Here is a 21782-nt window from a genome sequence, read left to right on the forward strand (position 1 = left end):
GTCGGGCCCCGTCCACAATCTGGACCCCCCCTTTCTGCAGCGATCCCCGCCCCCGCGGAGGAGTTTCGCGGCACTGCGGACTTCCCGGCCACCACCGACGTTCTCGTCCCCTCAGGCGCCAAAGCGCGCGCCCGCGCCAACATCGCCGCCATCGAACTCGTGCACACCCTGCGCGACGCCGGCCGACCGGCGACCCTACCCGAACAGCGCATCCTGGCCGCCTGGTCCGGATGGGGTGCCATCCCACAGATCTTCGACCCCCGCGCCGAGGACTTCACCGCCGAACGAACTCAACTGGCCGCCCTGCTCACCCCCGAGCAGTATCGTCGCGCCCAGGCCTCCATCCTCAACGCCCACTACACCGACCCCGCCGTGGTGGCGGTCGTCTGGGATGCACTAGCTGAGGCGGGTTTCGCCGGCGGACCGGTACTCGAACCAGGCTGCGGCAGCGGCACATTCATCGGTCACGCGCCCGAGGGCGCCACCCTCGTCGGCGTCGAAGCCGACGACATCACCGCCGCCATCGCCGCGCTGCTCTACCCCTCAGCGCAAGTCCGCCACGAGGGATTTGAGACCACCCGCGTTCCCGATGCAAGTTTCACCGCGGCGATCGGCAACGTGCCGTTCGGCCGTTACGCACTGACCGATCCGGTGCACAATCCCCGCCGCCACAGCATCCACAACCACTTCATCATCAAATCCTTGTCCCTGGTGGCCCCCGGCGGCTACGTCGCCGTGCTGACCAGCCGATACACCATGGACTCGGTGAAAACCACTGCACGCCAAGACATTGCCCAGCGCGCCGACCTCATCGGCGCCCTGCGGCTACCGTCGCAGGCATTCAGCCGGGTCGCCGGCACCGAAGTCGTGACCGACCTGCTGATCTTCCGCCGCCGCGAAGAAGGCGCCCACGTCGATCTCAACACCCTGGACTGGATCAACACCGAGGACGCCGACCTCGCCGACCCGCGCACCGGCGACGAGGACCACGTTCCCGTCAACGCCTACTTCCTCAACAACCCGCACCGCGTTCTCGGCACCACCGAGTTGGGCCACGGTCTACACGGATCACCCCAGCTCGCGGTCGCCGGCGCCACCGGAGACCGGCTGGCCGACCAAATCCGTGACCAGCTCCAGCCGATGATGGCCGCCGCGGTGACCCGCGGACTCGGCCTCACCGCCCGCAGCGAGGACCTCTCCGGCGGCATCGCCGAGGACTTCGCGCCCGGGCTGCGCACCCAAGCCAGCCAGGTCGACGATCCGCCGCTGTACACGCTGCGCTACAACGCCGCCACCCGCAGTATCGACTTTTGGGCCGGCCACGGTTGGGAGCCGAACAAGACGCCCAAGACCCTCATCGAGGAAACCAAGGAACTGATCGCGCTGCGCGATGTGGCTACCGCGCTCATCGCCGCCCAACGCGACGGCGAGTCCGAGCACGACCGCGACCAGCTGCGCGCACACCTGAACACCCTCTACGACAACTACGTTCGCAAACGCGGCCCGGTCAACCGCTTCGAGTGGGTGCAGCGCAACGCCACCCAGGCACTGCACGACAAGCGCATCACCAAGCTGGAGCAAACCTGGCGCGAGCAGGAGGGCACCACCGGCCGCCCCTACGACGGACCCGTGCCCGCCGAGCTGGTCGAGCAGTGGGAGACCGAGGCCTGGCAGCCGCCCGAGCCGTTCAAGAAGTTCCGCCACCTCGAAGGCGGCATGCGCTACGACCCGGGCTGGGCGGTCGTGTCCTCGCTGGAGGACTTCGACGAGGAGACCGGAACTGCCACCAAGGCACCGATCTTCACCCGCGACGTACTCATCGCCGACGTCGAGCGCACCACCGCCGACACCCCCGAAGAAGCCCTGGCGATGAGCCTGGATCGGACCCGGCGCGTCGATCTCGCCCTGATCTCTGAGCTGCTCGGCGTCGGAGAAGACGACACCCGCGCCCTGCTCGACGGCCTGGTCTATCCCAGCCTCGACGATCCCGACGAGCTGGTCCCCGCCACCACCGCACTGTCGGGCAACGTGCGCTCCAAGCTCGCCGCCGCGATCGAAGCCGCCGACACCAACCCGGTCTATGCGCCCTACGTCGCGGCGCTGCGCGAGGTGCAGCCCGAGCAACGCGAGGCCGAAGACATCAAGGTACGGCCGGGTGCACCCTGGATCCCGGCCGCCGTCATCGCCGCCTTCGCCGAGAAGACCTTCGGCGTCGAGGGTGTCAGGGCCGAACACATCGGCGGCCGCTGGACGGTCGACGTGGCCGGCTACAAGCGCCACGGCCGCCTCATGACCGACGAATGGGGCCTGCAGAAGCGCAATTTCGACGCGGTGAGCCTGCTCGAAGCGGTCTGCAACTCCAAGGCCGTGGTCATCACCACCGAAGAAGGTGAGGTCGACGCCCAGTCGACTTTCGCCGCACAAGCCAAATGCGCCAAGATCACCGAGGAGTTCACCCGCTGGCTATGGTCGGACGACAAGCGCCGCGAAACCCTAGTCGCCGAGTACAACCGGCGGTTCAACTCCCTGCGCGCCCCGGTCTACGACGGCAGTCACCTGCGGCTGCCGGGACTGTCGGATCACTTCACCCCGCACCCCTACCAGCGCAACGCCGTCGCCCGCATCACCAACGAGCCCTCCACCTTGCTCGACCACGTGGTGGGTGCCGGCAAGACCGGCACCATGCTGATGGCCGCGATGGAGCTGCGCCGCCTCGGTCTGGTCCGCCAGCCCTGGATTGTGGTGCCCAACCACATCATTGAGCAGGTTGGGCGCGAAGCCAAGCAGTGGTACCCGGCTGCCAACGTCCTACTGGGGTCCTCGGCCACCACCGCCGAAGGACGCCGGCGGTTCATCGCCCAAAGCGCGGCCAGCGAGTGGGACATGGTGATTGTGCCGCAATCGGCGTTCACTGCGATCAACGTCTCCAACGACGTGCGCACGGCCTACGCCGAACGCCAGCTCGACGAGCTGCGCGCGCAGCTACAGGACGCCACGGTCGAACGCAGCCAAAAGGCCATCATGCGGGCCATCAAGACCGCCCAAGCGCGGCTGGAGAAGCTGATGGCCGCCGAAACCAAAGACGTAGGACTGCGATTCGAGGAATCGGGTTGTGACTACCTACTGATCGACGAAGCACACATGTACAAGAACAAGCAGCGGGTGTGCAACATCGAGGAACTGTCGTGCGCGACGGCCGCGCAACGGGCCGAAGACCTCAGCCTCAAACTCGACGTGCTGCGCGAGCGCCGCCACGACGAAGCCCGAGCCCGCGGCATTCCCGAGCACGCCGTCGTCGAGCGCGTGGCCACCTTCGCCACCGGCACCCCGATCGCCAACTCGCTCGGCGAGCTGTGGGTGATGCAGACCTACCTGCGCCCGGACCTTCTACAGGCGGCCGGTGTGGCCGATCTCGGGGACTGGGGGGCGGCGTTCACCGCCACCCACACCAGCATCGAAGTCAACGCCACCGGAACCAAACTGCGGCCCGTCACTCGCGTCGCCAAATACACCAACCTGCCCGAGCTCCTGGCGCTGTCGAACGCCTACACCGATGTCGTCACCCGCGACCAGGTGCCCGTGGCACTACCGGAGCTGCGCACCGGCGCGCGCCAGATCGTCAGCCTGCAGCCTGATGTCGAGGTCGTCGACTTCATCGCCGACCTCGGCTGGCGCGCAGACCATCTCGACGCCCGAAAGCCCCAACGCGACAACATCCTCAAAATCAGCAACGACGGCCGCAACGCCTCCCTGGACCCCAGAATGGCCCACCTCGGCGCACCCACACACAGCCGCGCCGCCGAGGTCGCCGAACGCGCCATGGAAGTGCATCGCCGCCTGGCCGATCGGCAGTACCGCGACCGCGACACCGGTGAGCTGCTTCCCGCCCGCGGGCCGCTGCAACTGATGTTCTGCGACCGCGGCACCCCGTCGAAGGACCCACGCCAGTTCACCATCTACCAGGCCATCAAAGACGAGCTTGTCGCTCGAGGAATGCCGCCCGAGGCCGTCCGATTCGTCCACGAAGCACGCAACCCCGCGCAACTGAAAGCTCTGTTCGCGCAATGCAATCGCGGCGAAGTGTCCGTTCTCATCGGCAGTACCGAGAAGATGGGCACCGGCACCAACGTGCAGTCACGTCTGGCCGCTCTGCACCACGTGGACGTCCCGTGGCGGCCGGCCGACCTCGAACAGCGCGAAGGCCGGATCCTGCGCCAAGGCAACCAGAACGACGAGATCGACATCTTCAACTACGTCACCGAATCCAGCTACGACACGGTGATGTGGCAACGGGTCCAGGCCAAAGCGCTGTTCATCGAGCAGATGCGGCGCAACGAAGTCCTGGACTCCGAAATCGAAGACCTCGGTGGGGGAGACATCGGCGCCGCGGCGGCGGAAACCAAGGCCATCGCCACCGGCGATCCCCGCTACCTGCGCCAGGTCGAACTTGACGACACGGTGCGCCGTCTGACCGCCCTAGAGCGCGCCCACCAGCAGTCGGTGCGCAACCGGGACTGGCAGGTGCGCGTCCTCGAACGCGCGATTCCGGCCAAGCAGGCCGAAATCGAGGCGCTCGCACCCGTAGCGCGCGCCGCGCAGGACCGCGGTGATGCACCGCATCGCATCGTCGTCGGGGCAGACGCCTTCACCGATCGGCCCGAGGCCGCGGCCGCCCTCACGCTGGCGTGCCGGCGCGCCTACATGGCCGGCAAGGACCGCGGTGCCTCCCGCTACGAGCCGATCGGTGCCGCCATCAACGGTGTCGAGGTCCTGGGCGCCCGCGACCTCACCCACGACATGCTGCTACTGCGACTAGACGTGCCCTCGCGCACCACCGAGATCGACGGCGCCGAACTGCTGGCCGCCGGATCCGCTCTCGGACTCGATGTGTCCGGGCCCAAGCAGCTCGGGCTGTTGCGCCGCGTCGAAAACCTCTACACCGGACTGCCTGACCACCACGTGCGTCTTCAGCGCGAACAGGACCGCCAGCGCGAAGAACTCGACGACCTGCTTGCCAATCCGCCGGCGCCGTTCGAGCAGCGCAGCGAACTGGAAGCCAAGCAGGCCGAGCTGTCGGCACTCACGCTGGAGCTGCGGATGGCCGCCCAGAGCCCCGAAGCCAAGGCCCGAGCCGAGGCCGCCGCCCAGCGGATGAAGATGCGCGGCCGCGAACCCGGGTGGAGTCTGATGCTCAACCCCACCCCGGCGCTGGTCGAAGAACTCGGCTACCCCAACGCCGACGCTGTACGACGAGCCATCAGGATCCGGGAGCGGATGGCCCTCGAACACCACCAGCGCGATGTCAGCCCTCGTGACCATGACCGTTCGCGTGACGAGGACGGCCCCAGACTAGGCCACTGATCACCCACATGGGCGATATGGGCTATGTGGCGGCGTTGACGGCTACAGGATGCTCGGAGGGATCGCGGGCCCGACATTCGGGCCCGCGGCCGCGCCACCGGGATCGATGGGTTCCAGCCAGCTCTCGTCTGTGCCGTCCCAGTCCCACGGATCAGTCGCCGCGGCGAACTGGTGGCCGACCGTCTGGAAGTTCGACGCGAGCCGCGCCGACATCTCCTGGGCGTTGCTGGCGACCTGTTTGGCCTCTGACGCTTTGCGGTCCAGGAACTCCGCGAGCTGCTCACGGCCGGCTGCGGTTCCCAGGCTCGGCTGCATGGCAGCGATGCCCGAGCGGATCTCTTCCTGGATGCGCCGCAGTTGCGACTTGGACTGCGCATCGGCGGTGTGCGCGTCGGTGATGTTCTGCGCCAGCCCCTGATCGGCCTGATTCAGCGCATCGCGGGTCTTGCGCAGCGCGGCGTCGGTCGCGTCGGCTTCCTCAGCGCCCTTGCCCGACCATCCAGCCGGCAGCACCGACCCCGGGGGATAGGGCCGGTGGTCTGGAACCCACACACCAGATCCTCGTGGCGACTCGGTGTAGTTCGGCCCATCCGGATACGGCGGTGGACCCAGCTCGCCCGGCTCCTTGATGATCACGCCGCCGTCGCCGTGGATGCCGTCCAGCGTCGAGCGCGGCATGCCCGAGGAGGTGTTCATGTCCTGCTCGGGAATGTAGGGCGGATACTGCGGGACCTGAGGCGCGACGCCGTCGGGCCCGGGAATCTGGGGGTAATAGCTCGGCGGCGGGTACGGCGGCAGCGTGGGATCCGGCGTCGGCGTCTCCAGCGGCGGGTTAAACCCGCCCAGACCGCCGATGCCCGTCATCAGGTCATTGACCTGCTGTTGCCAGAAACCCACGCCAACGAAGATAGGCGCATCGCCATGGCCCCGCTACCAGCAGCGGCCACATTGCCGCCAAATCGGCACCATTTGCGTCACAGCAGCGATCAAGTGGCGTCGAGGAGGGCAGCAACCTCGTCATCTCCGCGGCCGCGAAGCACCGCGGCGACGTCTTCTTGCCGACAACCCAAGGCCACCGCGAGCGCCGCGGCGGGTTTTCGCACTGCGTGGCCGAGCAGCTTGTGCAACCGGGTGTTCCCGGTGTGTTCGGGCCCGACGCGGACTACCTCCAATGTGGCGTCGTCGAGCCTGAACACCAGCACCAGCGTGTCAGCGGCGGCTGCCCCGACAGCCACGGCGTGGGCGCGCAGCGAGCCGATGCTGGCACCGGTTGTCGATGCCAGCTTCCACGACAACGTGACCCCCGGGCCGTACGCACTGGTGAATGTTCGCTGCTGGCCCGGCGAGACGCCAACGGCGGCCGCGACCGCCGGGTGAACGGTCTGCCCCGACCCGCGCAGGACCTCAGAGGTGACCAGCCGTGCCACACGAATCTCGTTGGCTCCGTTGCGGAAAACACCGCGGACGGTGTTCAACGGCGGCACCGCCGGCCACCCGTCCGCCTTGGTCCGTCGCCGAGCGACACCGTTGTCCACGACGAACTCCAAAGTGCCCAGATAGGCCCGGATCGACGACTCGGATACATCCGGATACCGCGCGCGAAGCTCGTTGACCACCGCCGTGACGGTGGCCCTGCCGCCGCCGGCGTCGATGCGTTCGCCGATCGCGTGTGCGATGTTGACGTACTCGGTCACGCCCCACTCGCGCAGCCCCCACGTGCTTCGGCTGGTGCGCACGAAACGGTCGTGCTTCGACAGAACCGCTTTCACACGCTCCAAGCTGGTGGCTCCGCAGTCGCCAGTTCCAATGGTCGCAAAGATGGCTTCGGCGGTCGCCGGGGTTCCCAGGACATGAAGCGCCGCCTCGGCCATGTTGGCAGCGGTGTCACCCGACCACCGCACCCACACATCGCCGAAACGGCGCAAATCCACCCGGCTTTCCAGGTAGGTGAGGGCAACCCCGGGCGGCAATCCCAAGCACGTCAGCGCGTGCAGCAGGGTGTCGGAGGTGGGGGCGGCCTGGGCGTTGAACACTGCATCGACCGCGGCGGCCACCCGCGCACGAGATCCGCCCGGCGTCGAGACGTCCTCGAGCCAACCTCCGCGCCGGGCATAGGGGCCGGCGATATGAAGCAGGACCGCGGCGGTCTGGCTGGTGGGGTCGACGCCCAGACGATGCAGGTCGAGGTCGGCGGCTTCCACAGGCAGGTATGGGCCCAAGCGTTGCCGCACCTGGGCGGCGTGCTCGCCAACCTCCTGGTGTGCCGGATCGGAGAGCAGCTCGGCGAACCGCGCCCGCGCCCTGCGCAGGTTGCGCCCCACCGAGACGGCGTGCACACCCAGGCGCTCGGCCACCACATGCCGCGGAATCGGCTCCAGCGCCCACACCTGAGCAGCCAGAATCGTCCGGTCGAAGTCGTCGAGCTGGCTGACCAGGCGGGCCACCGCGGCATCGGCTCCGACCCGGCCGGCGGCGATCGTGTCCCGCCGTACCTGCACGGCTCGCTGCGCGGCCTCGATCAGTGCACGGACCGCCGCCGCACCCAGCTTGGGGCGCAGAAGCAGCGCCTGAGGAGTCTGGTCGGCCACATCGGCCCACCGAGGGAAGTCCTCGGCATAGGCGCCCAGCCGCCGCGGCAATCTGGCGTAGGGAATCGTGAACGAGCTGATGCTGTCGAAGTCCGGGACGAGATCGCGCAGGCGGGTGCTCAGAATCGCCGGGTTGCGCCACCAGTCCGAATCGAGCTTCTCGCCGCCGGCGCCGACGCCCTTAACGATTGCGATGGCCCGCTCGAAGTGGTCAGCATCCACGCCGTTACGTTCTGCGAGGGCCTTGATGTCGCTGTGCTGTCCCGGGTCGGCGAGCGCCATCGCGGCCAGCTCGAATGTGTAGGGCCGGTTTAGGGGCATCGAGACCACCTCTCATTCGTATCGCTGCGTCTGATTCCGTTGTCGTAGAGGGGCTTCGGGCTCACAGTGGGGTTGATTCGGTGTTGCCGTCACAAGGTGGTCCCCACAGCCCACGGCGCGCAGCGCGCGCCTGCGCCTCGGCGGCCGCGATCTCGGGGTGGCGGCTCACCGGCTTGCCCCCATACACGTAGGACCGCGCCATCCCAGCCGCCGCCGCCGCGACGGCGAAGTCACGCCCATCAGCGAGTTCGACGTAGGCAAGAGTGCGGCCGTAGCGGTCGTGAAAGTCCTGCCCGGGATCGCCGACGAGTGCGATCCGTTGGCCGGTCAGGGTGTCCGCCGCGAAGCGCGCTGCCTCGGGGCCCCAACATCCGACCGACCAGCCGGGCTTGTGCACTTCAGGCGAATCGATGCCCAGCAACCGCACGCGAAGGCGCCCGCGGGTGTCATCGCGAACATCAAGAGTGTCTCCGTCCACCGCGCGGAGCACGGTAGCGGTCACCGGAGCCGTCGTTGCGCCGGCCGAAGGGGAAGACGGAGTGCAGGACGTCACGACACCGATCAGCAAGCACGCGAGGCCGACGTGCGTGAGCGTCGACCCAGGCGGTGTCATCAAGCCTTCCCGGGCGCGACGACGGTCATCGCCAAGGCGTTGGCGGCCTCCCTGAGGCGATTGTCGTAAGTAACCAGCGCGGTCAATGGCGCAACGGATGCCGCGGTTTGAGCAGTGGCCAGGTGTATCGCGTCGAGCGAGCGCAGAGCTGGGTTCGGATAGGCCGCCGCGGTGGAGCGTATGACCGGGTCAATTTCGAAGCGGTCCAGCCTGGCAAGCACCGAGGGCACAGCCGGCAGCCCTTCGGGTGCAACCGCCCGGATCGCCCTGGGTAGCTCAACTTCGGTCAAAGCCGAAGTTATCCACCGTATCTCGGTGCGTTCATCGAGCCACTCGTCTAAAGCGTCAGACTCGACTTCGATCCGAATCAGCTTCACCAGAGCCGAGGTTTCCAGGTAGATCACCGATTAATACCGTTCCTCGGAACGTAAACGCTCCAATAGCGTTCCGGCGTCGAGACCATCGCGCATCGGAATCGTGGGCCGAGGTGCGGGGCCATGCACTGTCGCCGGTTGCACCCTCCCAGAGCTGATCAGCGCATCGAGAGGGCCGGCCGAAGCCGGAATTATGCGGGCAATCACCTCACCGCGCTCAGTCAGGGTGATCTCTTCGCCTCGCTTGACGCGGGCCAAGACCTTGGATGTCTCTTGATTGAGCACCCGTATCGACACTTCACTCACACAGGCAATGTACTACAAATACGTTCTACACACCAGCGTAGATCTGCTCACCATTGCAGAAACATGTTTCGAAGGCGGAGATCTCCTCGTCAGAACGTTTCCGCTCAGCCGGTATGCATGCAGACCTTCCAACCGTCCTCGCGTACCAGGTTCAGCTCGATCGTCTTTTGCCCCAGCAGTTCATTGCGCGCGTCCAGCGTTGCAGTGGCGGTGTCACCTGTGACCTGGACACCGGTGACGGTGACGGTGGTCAGTCCCTGGGCGGCGCGGGTTTCCTTCATCGCTTCGATCATCGGTTCGGTGTATTTGTCGCGCCAGGCCGGGCACATGGCCGCGAAGTAGGCGTCCCAGTTCTGGGTGTTGTAGGCGTTTTGGAACGTCAGTACCGTCTCGCGAACCAGATCCTCGTCGGAGACAGGGGTCGGGCTTGCTGTGGCCGACGTTGTGTTCGTCGCAGGCGGTGCCGCGCCTGTTTGTTCTGCCGCCGGCGCCTCACCGCGGGAACATGCGGGCGCAACCGCAACGACAAGGGCGGCGACGACCGCTACTGCCACTGATGGCGCCATTGACAACGAACCTCCTGCATGGGCTGGTCACTCGGGCTGGGTGCGCTTCACTGCTGCCGCGGTACCTTGTCGGCCGTCGCGTTGATGAGCGCGCTGACGTCGGCTGTGCCCGGTGGGCCGCACTGGCGGATGTCGATGAGTACGTTGCCGTGAGTGGCCAACCCGTGCTGACACACAGCGTCGCCGCTGCTCGCCGTCGCCTCCAGGACGAATGCCCCGGCGTTGTTGGTGGGCTGGCCGAACTGCCATGTCTGGGCCGGCTCGCCAGGCGGGGTGATCGTGACCGTTATTCCCGCGCACGACTCCCACTGGCTGCGCTGCAACTGCAGCGAGACGCCCGCGCCGTCCGGGTCCGGATACGCCACGACAGCCTGGATGATGCTGTCTTGCCAGATCTTTCGATACAGCGCCCTCAGCTGCTGAACCACCACGCCGCTGGTGGCGGTCCGGGTGTAGACCTCGCGCTGGGCGGGAGCCCAGGCACCGACGCAATCCGGGTTGTCGATCGTGGCGGCATCATCGAGCAGCTCGGCGCTGTCCTGCTCGAGGACGACCGCGTTCTCACCGGTGTTGTTGGGAATCTCGGTCGCGGTCAACAGGATCGAGCGCAGCGCCGAGGCCGGTACGTCGGTCGCCGGCGGACCCTGCGGCTGTGTCCGCGCCTGACCCGGCGCGGCTGCCGGGTCGGGCCGAGCATCGTCACGCGACCACACCACTGCGGTGACGGTGGCGGCGACCAGTACCATCACCGCGGCCACCGCTCCGCCGACGACGGCCGGCCGCCGTCGGCGCTGGGGTGCTGCGACTGGGACCCCGGACGCCAACGCGGTAGGGCCCTGCGGTGGCGCCATCATCGTGCGTGGCGCGCCGGTCTGCCACCACGGGCCGACCGGTCCGCCGGCGCCCGGGCTCGGATAGGAGCTGACCTCGCGGCTGGGCACCGGGGCGAGCAGCGTCTGGTGGCGCAGCCTCGGGTCGCGCAGCGCAGCGGTTGCCGCGGCGGCCAACTCGCTGGCCGTGCCGAACCGCTGCGCCGGATCCTTGGCCATGGCGATCGCGATGACCCGGTCGAGTTCGGCGGGCAGGCCTGGTACCACATCGGTGACCCGCGGCGGTGGGGTCTGCAGGTGCGCCATCATCGTCGCGGCGGGCCCGTTGGTGCCTGCGTACGGCGTCTTGCCTGTCAGGAGCCGAAACAGCGTGCAGCCCAACGAGTAAATATCGGCGCGTCCGTCAAAGTGCAGTCCTGACAACACTTCTGGTGCGGCATAGGCGATGGTTGCCATGACGGACCCCGTGGCGGTCAGGCCCACGTCGTCAAGGGCGCGCGCGATCCCGAAGTCACCCAACAAAACCCGCTCCTCGGGCCCCGGTGGTCCCGACAGCAGAAAGTTGGCCGGCTTGACGTCACGGTGCACCACATTGTGGGAATGGGCGAAGTCCAGCGCTTTGCCGACCTCCGTGGCGATATGCACGGCGCGTGGGGGACTCATGGTGCCCTCGCGCAGCGCCGCGTCGGCGTCGGTACCGTCGACGAACTGCATGGCGATCCACAGTTGGCCGTCATCGGTCTCCCCGCGGTTGTACACGGACACGATCTGCGGGTGGTCCAGCGACGCCGCCACGTCGGCCTCACGGGTGAACCGTGCCCGAAAATCGGGGTCGCGGGACAGTTCACGCGAGAGCACCTTCAGCGCGTCGTAGCGGGGCAACGTGGGGTGCGCCGCCAAATACACCGAGCCCATTCCGCCCGAGCCGAGTTCGCGCTCGATGCGGTAACCGGCCACCACCGACCCGACCATCAGCATCGCTGGAGCCCCTCACGAGCGGCGCAGTCGAGGCCCGTGGCAGTGACGGTCATGCTCAGCAGTATCACGCACGACCGCAGTCGCCGTCTCGACCCTGCGCCGACGTCAGCAGCCATTACCATCGCATCGAGCGGACGGACGAGGGGATTCTGATGACTCATGGCCAACCCGGCGTCGACGGCGTGGACGACCAGCTCGACAGCACCAAATCCCCGCGACGATCTGCGCACTGGCGAGGTCGGGCGGCGAACGGTCTGACCCTGACTTGTGCCGTCGTCATGTTCACGGCACTCACCGCGTGCGGTACCACCGACACGTCGGGCGAGGCTGCCGACGCCGCATCCACCACGCCCTCGCCCTCGCCAACGACAACGACCGCGCCACCACCACCGGTCGACAACGCTGCGCTACCCGGACTGCTGCCCAGCCTCGACGAGCTCAAGACCATCACGGGCAACCCATCCTTGATCACCGGGCCGGTCTTCAATGCAGTGGAAACACCCAACCCGAACGAGCAGACCTTCGAGCCGGCCGACTGCGTGAGTTCCTTCAACGCCGGCGCCCCGCCGGCCTACCAGAACAGCGGCTATCTCGCCTTTCATGGGGCCAGCCAGGCCCAGTCACCGACCCCGTCGCTGATGCTCGGCGAGGCGGTGGCGACCTTCCACACTGCCGAGGCCGCGCAGAAAGCGCTGGCCGCCTATGTCGAGCAGTGGCAGCGCTGCGCCACCAAACGGTTCACCTGGAACTTCGTTGCCCAAGGCCAGCAGTCGCAGTGGACGCTCGGACAGCCGGTCGACGCCGGCGGCGGGGTGACGTCGCTGCGCAATGTCAACGACAACTCTCCCGTCACGGTCACCCGCGCGATCGCGGCCAAAAACAACGTGCTGGTCGACGTGCAGATCATGGGCAGCGGACTCACCGAACAGAACATCACGATCGCCAACCGAATCCTCGAGCGCATCCCCGGCTGACCATGAACAGCCCGACTGACGACGCCGACCGCAACGATCAGACAGACCAGACCCAGGATTGGCCAGCGGGATCGCGACCCGAACCTGCGGAGACCCGCGATAGGCCAGCCGGACCGCGACCAGAGACCGCCGAGACCCGGGATTGGCCGACCGGGCCGCCACGCCAGCCTGTACGCGACTCTGGCGTCGACCACACCCGCCTCTCTTCGACACTGCCACCTGGCATCTACCAGGACGAAACCGTGGATGCGGCACGCTACTTCCGCGACCAGCAACCGCCGCCGCGGTGGGATCGACATCCTCAACAACCCGACTGGTCGGCTGGCCAGCCACCGTTGGGTGCTGCGCCCAGTGAACCGACGTGGAGTGCGCCGCCACCAGGCCGGCCAGGGTATCCGCCGCCACACCAGCCTTTTTCCCATGATGCCCCGACGTGGACAGCGCCGCCCGGACTCCTCAGTGGCCAGCTGCCAGCACAGCCACCGCCCCGCCGCGGCCGCCTGGCGGCACTGGTGGCCGAACACCGACCCTGGTGGCTGCTCGGCGGCGCCGCGGCGGCGATCGCCGTCGTCGTAGCGGCAACCGTGATAATCGCCGGAAGCGACGATGGCGCGCCAACCGGCGCGACAGCGTCAACCGCCCCGCAGGCGCCGGCATCAGACACCCGAAGTCCCGACGCTCCCGCGCCTGCTGCACCAACCAACCCCGGGTCCCCGCCGCCCGTCATCGTCGACAAGGCGGCTCTGGACGGGCTTCTCCTGCCGGCCGACCGAATCAGCCAGCTCATGAACACCACCGCGATGACCACCGTGCCCATCGCCCACAGGCTGTTGCCGGGCGCCGCGACACCCCCGCACTGCACCGGCACCTGGGGGCCGGCCTACGAGACCACCTACGCCGGCTCGGGTTTCACAGCCGTCGCCGCGCAGGCGGTCTTCCGTGACCCCACGCACAAGGTCGCCCAAGCCGTCGTCGCATTCCCCGACGCCGACGCCGCAAAGACGTTCTACGACAAGCAAATCTCAGACTGGAATGCGTGCAAATCCACTCACGTCCGTTTCGAATACCTAGGAACAAGTACCGAAATTGATGTTGGCGTGCCGGTTGTCACCGGCGACGTCTTAGCACTGCTGGTCGTTCCCACCACCACCGGCATCGCGGGACAACAGTGCGAGCGCGACATGACGGTGCGCGCCAACGTGATCGTCGACGTCCGGGCCTGCTCTCCCACCGTCGGCAGCGCAGGATCGTCGATGGTCCGCGAGATCGGCGACAAAATCACGAAAAAGCCGTAGCGCCCCTCACGGGCGAGCCCGGCCCGAGGGCACAGCTCAACTCGCTGCGAGGCCGGCAGGTCAAACGGCGCTTCACCAGCCACGCCGTCAAACCCCTATGCGGTGTCAGATAAGGCGCGCAATGAGGTGCTCTCACCTGTGCCGCTCGGAGACCTCGCCTGGTCCCCGCCGAAGCCTTCCGGCGAGTCCTGGATGGGCGCTGTCGGTCCCTGGGGTCACAATGGGCCGATGAGTGCTGACGCTGGCGGTCTGTCCATTCGGCAGAGTCCGCGCAAGCGGGCCGCAGATGCGCGAATCGCTGATTTCACACTGCTGGTGCGCGTCCCAGGCCAGCCCGCCGCGGTGAGAGTGTTCGCCGACGACGAAGCCGACGAGGCCGCCGAGTATGCTGCTGAGTCCGGGGGAGTGGTTGTGCCACTACCGCTTTCGCCGCCGACCGGCTATGCACCCAGTCCTGACGGCTCGTTGATCCCAGGCGATTGAGATCGCGCCACCAGCCTGAGCGGCACCACCGGTCAGGTTGAATCGTCGCGAGGTTGCCGGCGACCGCCTTCTGCCGACGAGTGCGGCCGACGCTGCCGCGCGGACCGCCCGCGGCATCGATCCTGTCGACATTGGCCTGCCGGCCCTCACTGACCGTTAGTTCTGGCGGCGGTCGCGCAGGCCTTGCGGGCGGCTCTGATCGCCGCCGCGTCAGGATTACGCCACAGGGTGAGGTTCAGCGGTGGGCGCGCGGCGGCCACCAGGTCTCGCTCCATCTGCTGGGGGTTTTGCACGGGGTGCACGGCGATGTCGAGATGTTCGCGCATCCAGTCGCTGAGCCGTTGTTCGCCGGCGTCGTCGAAGCGGTAAGAGCGGTAGTTGCTGACGCTTGTGCCGGTGGCGCGCGGCTGGGGTCGCAGGGCCAGGTCGTCGAGCAGGAGGGCGCCCAGGGTGCGGCGCAGCGTGGAGAAGCCGCTTTGGCCGGCGCGGAAATGGGTGTCGAACTCGCGCTGGGCCAGGTTTGAAGACAGCCCGATATAGACGATGCCGTCGTCGGCCGAGGCCGCGACGCCCGGCAGTGCAGTGGGATTGCGGAGGAAGAACGCGTAGACGCCCGGTGCTGGCGGGGCGGTGAGGTACGCCAGCTGGCCGCGGGCGGCGCAGAGGGCGGCGAGCACCGTGGCGGCGTCCATAACCCTGGGATTGTGCCAGCGGTCCGGGGTAGTGCTGCGGGTGTTGAGTCGAACCGGGACACTTGATTTTCCTGCTTGGCCCCGGGCCTGGCCGCTAACGTAACCGCCAGCACGTGCCCGGAGGTCGCGGTGGGTCAGACGGGATGTACGGCTAGAGCGTTGTGCAAGCAAGCGAAGGGTGGCTATGCCGAACATCTTCGACAACCTCACGGACGCGACACGCCTGCGTCCTGCGCTGCGTGAGGCGCTCGAGGAGTACGACACGTTCGACGTGGCCACCGGTTATCTGGACCTGCGCGGGTGGTCGAGTCTGGCCGACCTTGTCGACGCCAAGACCGACGGCGACGAGCCGGCAGCGGATCCGGTGGCGCGGGTGCTGGTGGGCATGGTGGCGCCGTCAGATTCCCAGCAGATCCTCAACTCGCTACAACAGGACGTCCAGCCCGCCCCCTACGGTTCAGACATTCACGACGCCGGCAAGGCGCGGGCGCGGCGCGACCAGCTCGTCAAGCACCTGCGCAATCAACTGATGCGGGGGTTGGCTACCGCGCAGGGGCAAGCGACGTTGCAGACGCTCAAGCGGCAGCTCGAGTCGGGCGCGGTGCAGATGAAGGTGTTCACCGAAAAACCCTTGCACGGCAAGGCGTATCTGTTCGCGGCCCCGCACAAGAAGCATCACTCGCGGTGGGCGTTCGTGGGGTCTTCCAATCTCACCAGCGCCGGGTTGACCACCAATCTCGAACTCAACATCGATGTGCAGGACTCTGATGCCAGCGACAAGATCGCAGAGTGGTTTCAGGCTCGCTGGGATGATCGTTACTCGTTGACGATCAGCGCCGAAATCATCGACTTGATCACCGAATCGTGGGCATCGCAGATCCAGCCGACACCGTTCGAGGTGTATCTGAAGGTGTGCCACGCGATGTCGCAGGACGCGCGTGATGGTCTTGGGTATGTGCTGCCCGAGTCGATGCGCACCCTGCTGCTGGACTACCAGGAAAGTGCGGTGCGGACGCTGGCGCGGCGCATCGTTCGTCGCGGCGGCACCATGCTCGGAGACGTTGTCGGCCTTGGTAAGACTTTGACGGCGATCGCGACGGCGTTGATGTTGCAGGCCGCCGAGGACTACTCGACGTTGGTGCTGTGCCCCAAGAACCTCGAGCAGATGTGGACGCGCCATATCGACGAATACGACCTCAACGGCCGCGTGGTGCCGTACTCGATGGTCGACCGGGTGTTGCCCGAGCTCAAGCGTTTCAACTTGGTCATCTGCGATGAGTCGCACAACCTGCGCAACAGTGGGACGATCGCCTATCAGGCGATCCGCGACTACATTCGGCGCAACGCCTCAAAAGTGTTGCTGCTGACTGCGACTCCCTACAATCTGGCATTCCTCGACGTGGCCAGCCAGATCGGCCTTTACATCGAAGATGACGAGGACCTCGGCATTGTGCCCAGCGCGGCGCTGGCCGCCGATCCGGGCCTTCGTGATCGAGTGGACGGGAAGATCACCACACTGGCCGCGTTCCGGCGCTCCGAGCACGCCGAGGACTGGCGTCGACTGATGAGCGATCATCTGGTCCGGCGCACCCGTAGTTTCGTCAAGCGCACCGCGGCCACCGAGACCATCACCGACCCGGACGGCACGGTGATTGAGCGGCAATTCTTGCGGTTCGCCAACGGTGAGAAGTTCTTCTTTCCCAACCGCATCGCGCGGCCGGTGAGCCATGACTTCGCCGATGACGACCCCGCCGCGCTGATGGAAGACGACATCACGCTGGATGCCGTTGGGGCGTTAACGCTGCCGCGCTACCGGCTGGCCGACTATGACAACCCCCGCTCGGAGCACACCGAAGCCGACACCGCCGCGCTGGACGATATCCGTTCTGGCCGTGGCAATGTCAGCGGTTTCGTACGGACCGGGCTGTTCAAACGGCTGTCGTCGTCGGGGCATGCGTTCATCCTGTCGCTGCAGCGCCAGCGCGCCCGCAACGAACTGTTCCTCTACGCGATCGAGGAGGGGCTGTCCATTCCGGTCGGCAGTTTCACCGACAAGCAGATCAACGTCACCGACGAGGACCTCGAAGACGGGGCCGGCACGCACGGCTCGTTGGCTAGTCGCTATGACGAGCTGCGCAGCAGCGCGCCGGCCAAGACCAAGTGGATAAATACCGCGGTGTTCACCAAGGCGTTGCGGCGCGATTTGGAGGCCGACAACTCGCGAATCACTATGCTGCTGGACCGGTTCGGCAGCTGGGATCCCTCCCGCGACTCCAAACTCAACGCGCTGGTCGACCTGTTGCGCAACGACCACCCCGGCGAAAAGGTGCTGATCTTCACCGAATACGTCGACACCGCCGACTACATTGCGCAGTCGCTGATCGACGCCGGCATCGACAATGTCGGCCTGGTGTCGGGCAACACCGACAACCCCGCCGAGCTGGCTCGCCGGTTCTCGCCGTTGTCGAACACGGTGCCCGGCCATGCCCCGCCGCAGGACATCGGCAGCGCCGATCCGATCGATGTTCTCGTGGCGACCGATGTGCTCTCGGAAGGCCAGAATCTGCAGGACGCCCATATCGTCGTCAATTACGACCTGCCGTGGGCCATCATACGGATCATTCAGCGCGCTGGCCGCGTCGATCGGGTCGGGCAGAAGTCCGACGTCGTCTACGTGTATTTGATCAGCCACGAAAAGATCGAGCAGCAGATCAACCTGCGCCAGCGCATCGCTACGCGGCTCGGCGCCTCGGCCGAGGCGTTCGGATCCGATGAGCAGTTCTTCGGCGGCGACGCCGAAGTCCGGATCCTCGACGACTTCTACAAGGGCAAAGTGACCGATGACGCCGAGGACATCGACGGCGAAGCAGACGCGGTGAGCGAGGCCTGGTTGGCGTGGTCCAACGCGCAGACCAAGCACCCGCAGATCACTCACAAAGTGCTCGCGATGCAAGATCTGGTGCACAGCACCCGCGACCAATACCTCACCGAAACCCGCGGCGGCGTCACCTGTTTCGTCGTCACCGACTCCGGGGTGGAGGCCTTCGCTACCTCCACGACCACCGCCGGCGGTCAGCTCGTCGAGCAGCTGCTGACCCCGCTGGAGGCGATGCGGATCTTCGCGGCCGAACTCGACACCCCCACCGCTGAGCTGCGCACCGATCACTTCGACAAGGAGCGTTCCCTGATCCAGGGGCCGCTATCGGTGGAGGTGTTGGCCGCCGGCAACCTCAAAGGGATCCGCAAGTGGGCGTGGGAGCGGTTGGGCGGCAACACGTTGTTCGCCGAACAGGCCTCAGCGGCGCTCAATGCGCTGCAGGAGCGGCCCCTTACCGAGTACGCCACCACCCGGTTAAGCCAGGCCCGCCGTAATCGCTACAGCCTCGACGATCTGGCCGACCTGCTCACCCAACTGCACGAGGAGGATCGGCTGGTTATCAGGTCCTCCGACACCGACAACATCAAACTTGTCTGCTCGATCGGAGTGCGCGACGCATGACCGACACGCCGCTGGCAATGGCCGAACAGCGCCGCTACCAAGACCTCTTCCTGCACGAGCTGAATTGGAACGCCCCCGACCACGCGGCCATCACTCACACCGACGACACCGGCAATGCCTACACCGCCACGAACATCTCCACCTACCGTGGGCTGCGGGTGTGGGTGTGCCCGCACAAACCGGGATCACGCACGGAAGCCGACCTCGACCGGCTCATCGCCAAGACGACCACCGACCGGCTCGTCATCTTCTACGACGACACAGAACAGGTGTGGCGCTGGCCGGCGCGGCGAAGCACCGGAAACTCCACCTCCACCCGGCTGACTCGGCACCGCCACCGAAACGGCGCCCCTGACGCGGCATTTGAGGGCCGCCTCAACGCGATCCGGCTGCCCGTCGACGTCGACCTCGACGCCAACACCGTGCTAGCCCGGGTGCGGGTGGCGTTCGACGTTGAAGCACAAAACGAGTCCAAACGGGCGTCGCGGTTGATGGCCCGGATGTATTCGGCGATGGAACGTGCCTACCCCGAGGGCACCGATCCCAAGACCCGCGATCACGAGATCTCGGTGACCCTGGCCCGGATCCTGTTCCTGATGTTCGGCGACGACACCGAGATGTGGGAGCCCGACGCCGGGCCTGACACGTTTCGCGACTTCATCCACCTCGACACCGCACCGGACGGGTCCACCCTCGCGGATCAGCTCAACGAGCTGTTCCTGCAGCAGGGCAGCGAGACCGGTGGGCGGGGTCCGGCCAAGCTGCCCTACATCAACGGTGGTCTGTTCCGGGAGAAGATCACGATTCCGGTGGTGGACAAGGAATTCCGCGACGCCGTGCTCGACGCATGCGCGGTGGACTGGTCGACCATCAGTCCGGCGATCTTCGGGTCGATGTTCCAGTCGGTGCGTGACGCCCAGACCCGCCGCGAGCTCGGCGAACACTACACGTCGGAGGAGAACATCCTCAAGACGCTCAACCCGCTGTTCCTCGACGAGCTGCGCGCCGAATTCGACCGCGCCCGCTCCCGCAAGGACGAGAAGCGGCTGCTGCAAAAGCTGTGGGACAAGCTCGGTGACATCCGGTACATGGATCCGGCTTGTGGCTGCGGCAATTTCATCATTGTGGCCTATCGCGAACTTCGCGACCTCGAGTTGCGGATCATGGAGCGGCTGCAGGAGATCAGCGGCGACGGCCAACTGGCGTTCGACCCCACCCTGTCGCTCAAAGTGAGTCTCGATCACTTCCACGGCGTCGAAATCGACGAGTGGCCGGCCCGTATCGCCGAGACCGCGATGTTCCTGGTGAACCGCCAGTGCGACCTGAAACTCAAGCAGCGCTTCGGGGAGGCGCCGCGGCGGCTGCCCATCCAGACCCAAGCCCACATCGTCGTGCACAGCGCCCTGACACTGGACTGGGCTGATGTGATGCCCAAGACCGGCACGTCGGTGATCGCGGGAAACCCGCCGTTCCTTGGGATCTCGCTACGCTCAGCCGAGCAGACCGCCGAACTCGAACGGGTTTGGGGCGCGCGCTACCACGGCACGCTGGACTACGTCACCGGCTGGTACGCCAAAGCGATGGACTACTTCGCCGACCACGACGGCGTGTGGGCGTTCGTGTCCACCAACTCCATTACCCAGGGCGAAGTTGTCGCCCCGCTGTTCGGTGCGATCCTCGACCAGGGGTGGCGAATCAAGTTCGCGCACCGAACCTTTCGATGGACCTCGGAAGCTGTCGGCGGAGCGGTCGTGCACTGCGTCATCGTCGGATTCGGCAAGAAGGTCGACTCACCGCGGCTGTTCGACTACCCCACCAACGACTCGGCGCCGGTCGAACGCGAAGGGGTCTCCAACATCACCCCGTACCTCACTGCCGGCCCGACGGTCATCGTGCTGCCGAGCACCAGGCCGTTGAACCCACAGCTGGGAGAGGTGGCCTACGGCAACAAGCCCACCGACGGCGGGCACCTGATCATCGAGCCGCAAGACTACGACCAGGTGATGGCCGACCCGATCGCCGCCAAGTACGTACGCCGCTTCGTGGGCGCCCGTGAACTTTTGCACAACACCCAGAGGCACTGCCTCTGGCTGCAGCACGCCACCCCCAGCGACCTCAAGAACAGCCCTGTCCTGCGAGAGCGGGTGGCCGCCGCGCGGAAGTTCCGCGCCGAGTCACGAGCCGAGTCGACCCGAGCGGCCGCCGACACCGCGCACACTTTCCGCCAGATCGCCCAACCCGACACCGCCTACCTGTGCATCCCGCGCCACGTCAGCGAAACGCGGCCCTACTTCCTGGCGCAGCGTTTCGGCGCTGAGGTCATCTGCGGCGATGCGAACTTCCTGTCCCCCGACCCGGACGGATTCATCTTCGCCGCTATCTCCTCGACTATGTTTCTGGTGTGGCAGCGCACCATCGGCGGGCGCATCAAGTCCGATCTGCGATTCAACAAACTGCTGGCCTGGAACACCTTTCCGCTGCCCCGCATCGACAAACAGCGACGCGCCGCCATCATCGCAGCCGGCCAAGAAGTCCTCGACGCTAGAAGCCAGCAGGGCGATGCATCGCTGGCCCAGATGTACAGCCCCCTATCGCTGACCGATGAATTGCAGACCGCACACGACCATCTCGATGGGATCTTCGACGACCTTTTCGGGCTACCCGGGCCCGGCGCAACCGAACTCGAACGCCAAGACGTGCTCTTCGCCCACTATCAGGCCATTGTGAAACGCTGATTCCCCGCGCGGTCGTGAAACCACCTGCGCCAGAGACGATTACAGTTGCCCGTCAGATCCGGGATTACCCTCGTCCATCGAGGAACTCATCTAGTGTCCTGAGTCATTAATTCTGGTGCAGTAGTTGCCGATGCTGGTGAGGATTTGATCGGCGGTTTTGGTCCAGA

At 66.5% G+C, this 21782-nt stretch carries 14 protein-coding genes; 6 read left to right on the top strand and 8 right to left on the bottom strand.

Going from position 1 to position 21782, the window contains the following annotated elements; genetic code table 11:
• Positions 1-42 precede the first annotated feature (42 nt).
• Complete coding sequence (locus tag AU187_RS13665) at positions 43-5361, top strand: helicase-like domain-containing protein (RefSeq protein WP_059166853.1); 5319 nt, start codon at positions 43-45, stop codon at positions 5359-5361.
• 42 nt (positions 5362-5403) lie between these two features.
• On the opposite strand, the gene AU187_RS13670 is transcribed toward AU187_RS13665, so the two are convergent.
• The 7 genes from AU187_RS13670 to AU187_RS13695 all read right to left on the bottom strand — a co-directional run bounded on the left by AU187_RS13670 (position 5404) and on the right by AU187_RS13695 (position 11937).
• The gene (locus AU187_RS13670) at positions 5404-6258 is read right to left on the bottom strand and encodes a DUF4226 domain-containing protein (protein ID WP_059166854.1); all 855 of its coding nucleotides are present in this window, start codon (positions 6256-6258) and stop codon (positions 5404-5406) included.
• 89 nt (positions 6259-6347) lie between these two features.
• A complete protein-coding gene (locus tag AU187_RS13675) occupies positions 6348-8270 on the bottom strand; it encodes a hypothetical protein (protein WP_286131911.1) in 1923 nt (640 codons plus the stop codon).
• Positions 8271-8331: 61 nt separating this feature from the next.
• Complete coding sequence (locus AU187_RS13680) at positions 8332-8748, bottom strand: thermonuclease family protein (RefSeq protein ID WP_286131912.1); 417 nt, start codon at positions 8746-8748, stop codon at positions 8332-8334.
• 134 nt (positions 8749-8882) lie between these two features.
• Positions 8883-9287 carry a type II toxin-antitoxin system VapC family toxin gene (locus AU187_RS13685; RefSeq protein ID WP_059166857.1) on the bottom strand — a complete coding sequence of 135 codons (405 nt, stop codon included), beginning with the start codon at positions 9285-9287 and terminating at the stop codon, positions 8883-8885.
• A 3-nt stretch (positions 9288-9290) separates the two neighbouring features.
• Entirely contained in the window at positions 9291-9563 is a 273-nt protein-coding gene (locus AU187_RS25060; protein WP_082691824.1) for a type II toxin-antitoxin system Phd/YefM family antitoxin, read from the bottom strand.
• 104 nt (positions 9564-9667) lie between these two features.
• The gene (locus tag AU187_RS13690; RefSeq protein ID WP_059166858.1) at positions 9668-10117 is read right to left on the bottom strand and encodes an Rv0361 family membrane protein; all 450 of its coding nucleotides are present in this window, start codon (positions 10115-10117) and stop codon (positions 9668-9670) included.
• A gap of 59 nt (positions 10118-10176) precedes the next feature.
• On the bottom strand, positions 10177-11937 hold the full coding sequence (locus AU187_RS13695) for a serine/threonine-protein kinase PknH/PknJ (RefSeq protein ID WP_082691825.1): 1761 nt from the start codon (positions 11935-11937) through the stop codon (positions 10177-10179).
• A 152-nt stretch (positions 11938-12089) separates the two neighbouring features.
• On the opposite strand from AU187_RS13695, the gene AU187_RS13700 reads away from it, so the two are divergent.
• The 3 genes from AU187_RS13700 (at position 12090) to AU187_RS13710 (ending at position 14689) form a co-directional block, all read left to right on the top strand.
• Positions 12090-12911 carry a sensor domain-containing protein gene (locus AU187_RS13700; protein WP_286131913.1) on the top strand — a complete coding sequence of 274 codons (822 nt, stop codon included), beginning with the start codon at positions 12090-12092 and terminating at the stop codon, positions 12909-12911.
• Positions 12912-13423: 512 nt separating this feature from the next.
• Positions 13424-14206 (top strand): sensor domain-containing protein, encoded by a 783-nt coding sequence (locus AU187_RS25670; protein ID WP_059166859.1) that lies wholly within the window; start codon positions 13424-13426, stop codon positions 14204-14206.
• A gap of 228 nt (positions 14207-14434) precedes the next feature.
• Complete coding sequence (locus AU187_RS13710; RefSeq protein WP_059166860.1) at positions 14435-14689, top strand: hypothetical protein; 255 nt, start codon at positions 14435-14437, stop codon at positions 14687-14689.
• A 146-nt stretch (positions 14690-14835) separates the two neighbouring features.
• Here AU187_RS13710 and AU187_RS13715 read toward each other — a convergent pair whose 3' ends face one another.
• On the bottom strand, positions 14836-15381 hold the full coding sequence (locus AU187_RS13715; protein WP_059166861.1) for a GIY-YIG nuclease family protein: 546 nt from the start codon (positions 15379-15381) through the stop codon (positions 14836-14838).
• 184 nt (positions 15382-15565) lie between these two features.
• On the opposite strand from AU187_RS13715, the gene AU187_RS13720 reads away from it, so the two are divergent.
• Both AU187_RS13720 and AU187_RS13725 read left to right on the top strand, forming a co-directional pair.
• A complete protein-coding gene (locus tag AU187_RS13720) occupies positions 15566-18880 on the top strand; it encodes a helicase-related protein (protein WP_059166862.1) in 3315 nt (1104 codons plus the stop codon).
• Entirely contained in the window at positions 18877-21615 is a 2739-nt protein-coding gene (locus AU187_RS13725) for a class I SAM-dependent DNA methyltransferase (RefSeq protein WP_059166863.1), read from the top strand. Before AU187_RS13720 ends, AU187_RS13725 begins: the two co-directional genes overlap by 4 nt.
• The last annotated feature ends 167 nt before the right edge of the window (positions 21616-21782 follow it).

This window comes from Mycobacterium sp. IS-1556 (genome assembly GCF_001499985.1).
Lineage (GTDB): Bacteria > Actinomycetota > Actinomycetes > Mycobacteriales > Mycobacteriaceae > Mycobacterium.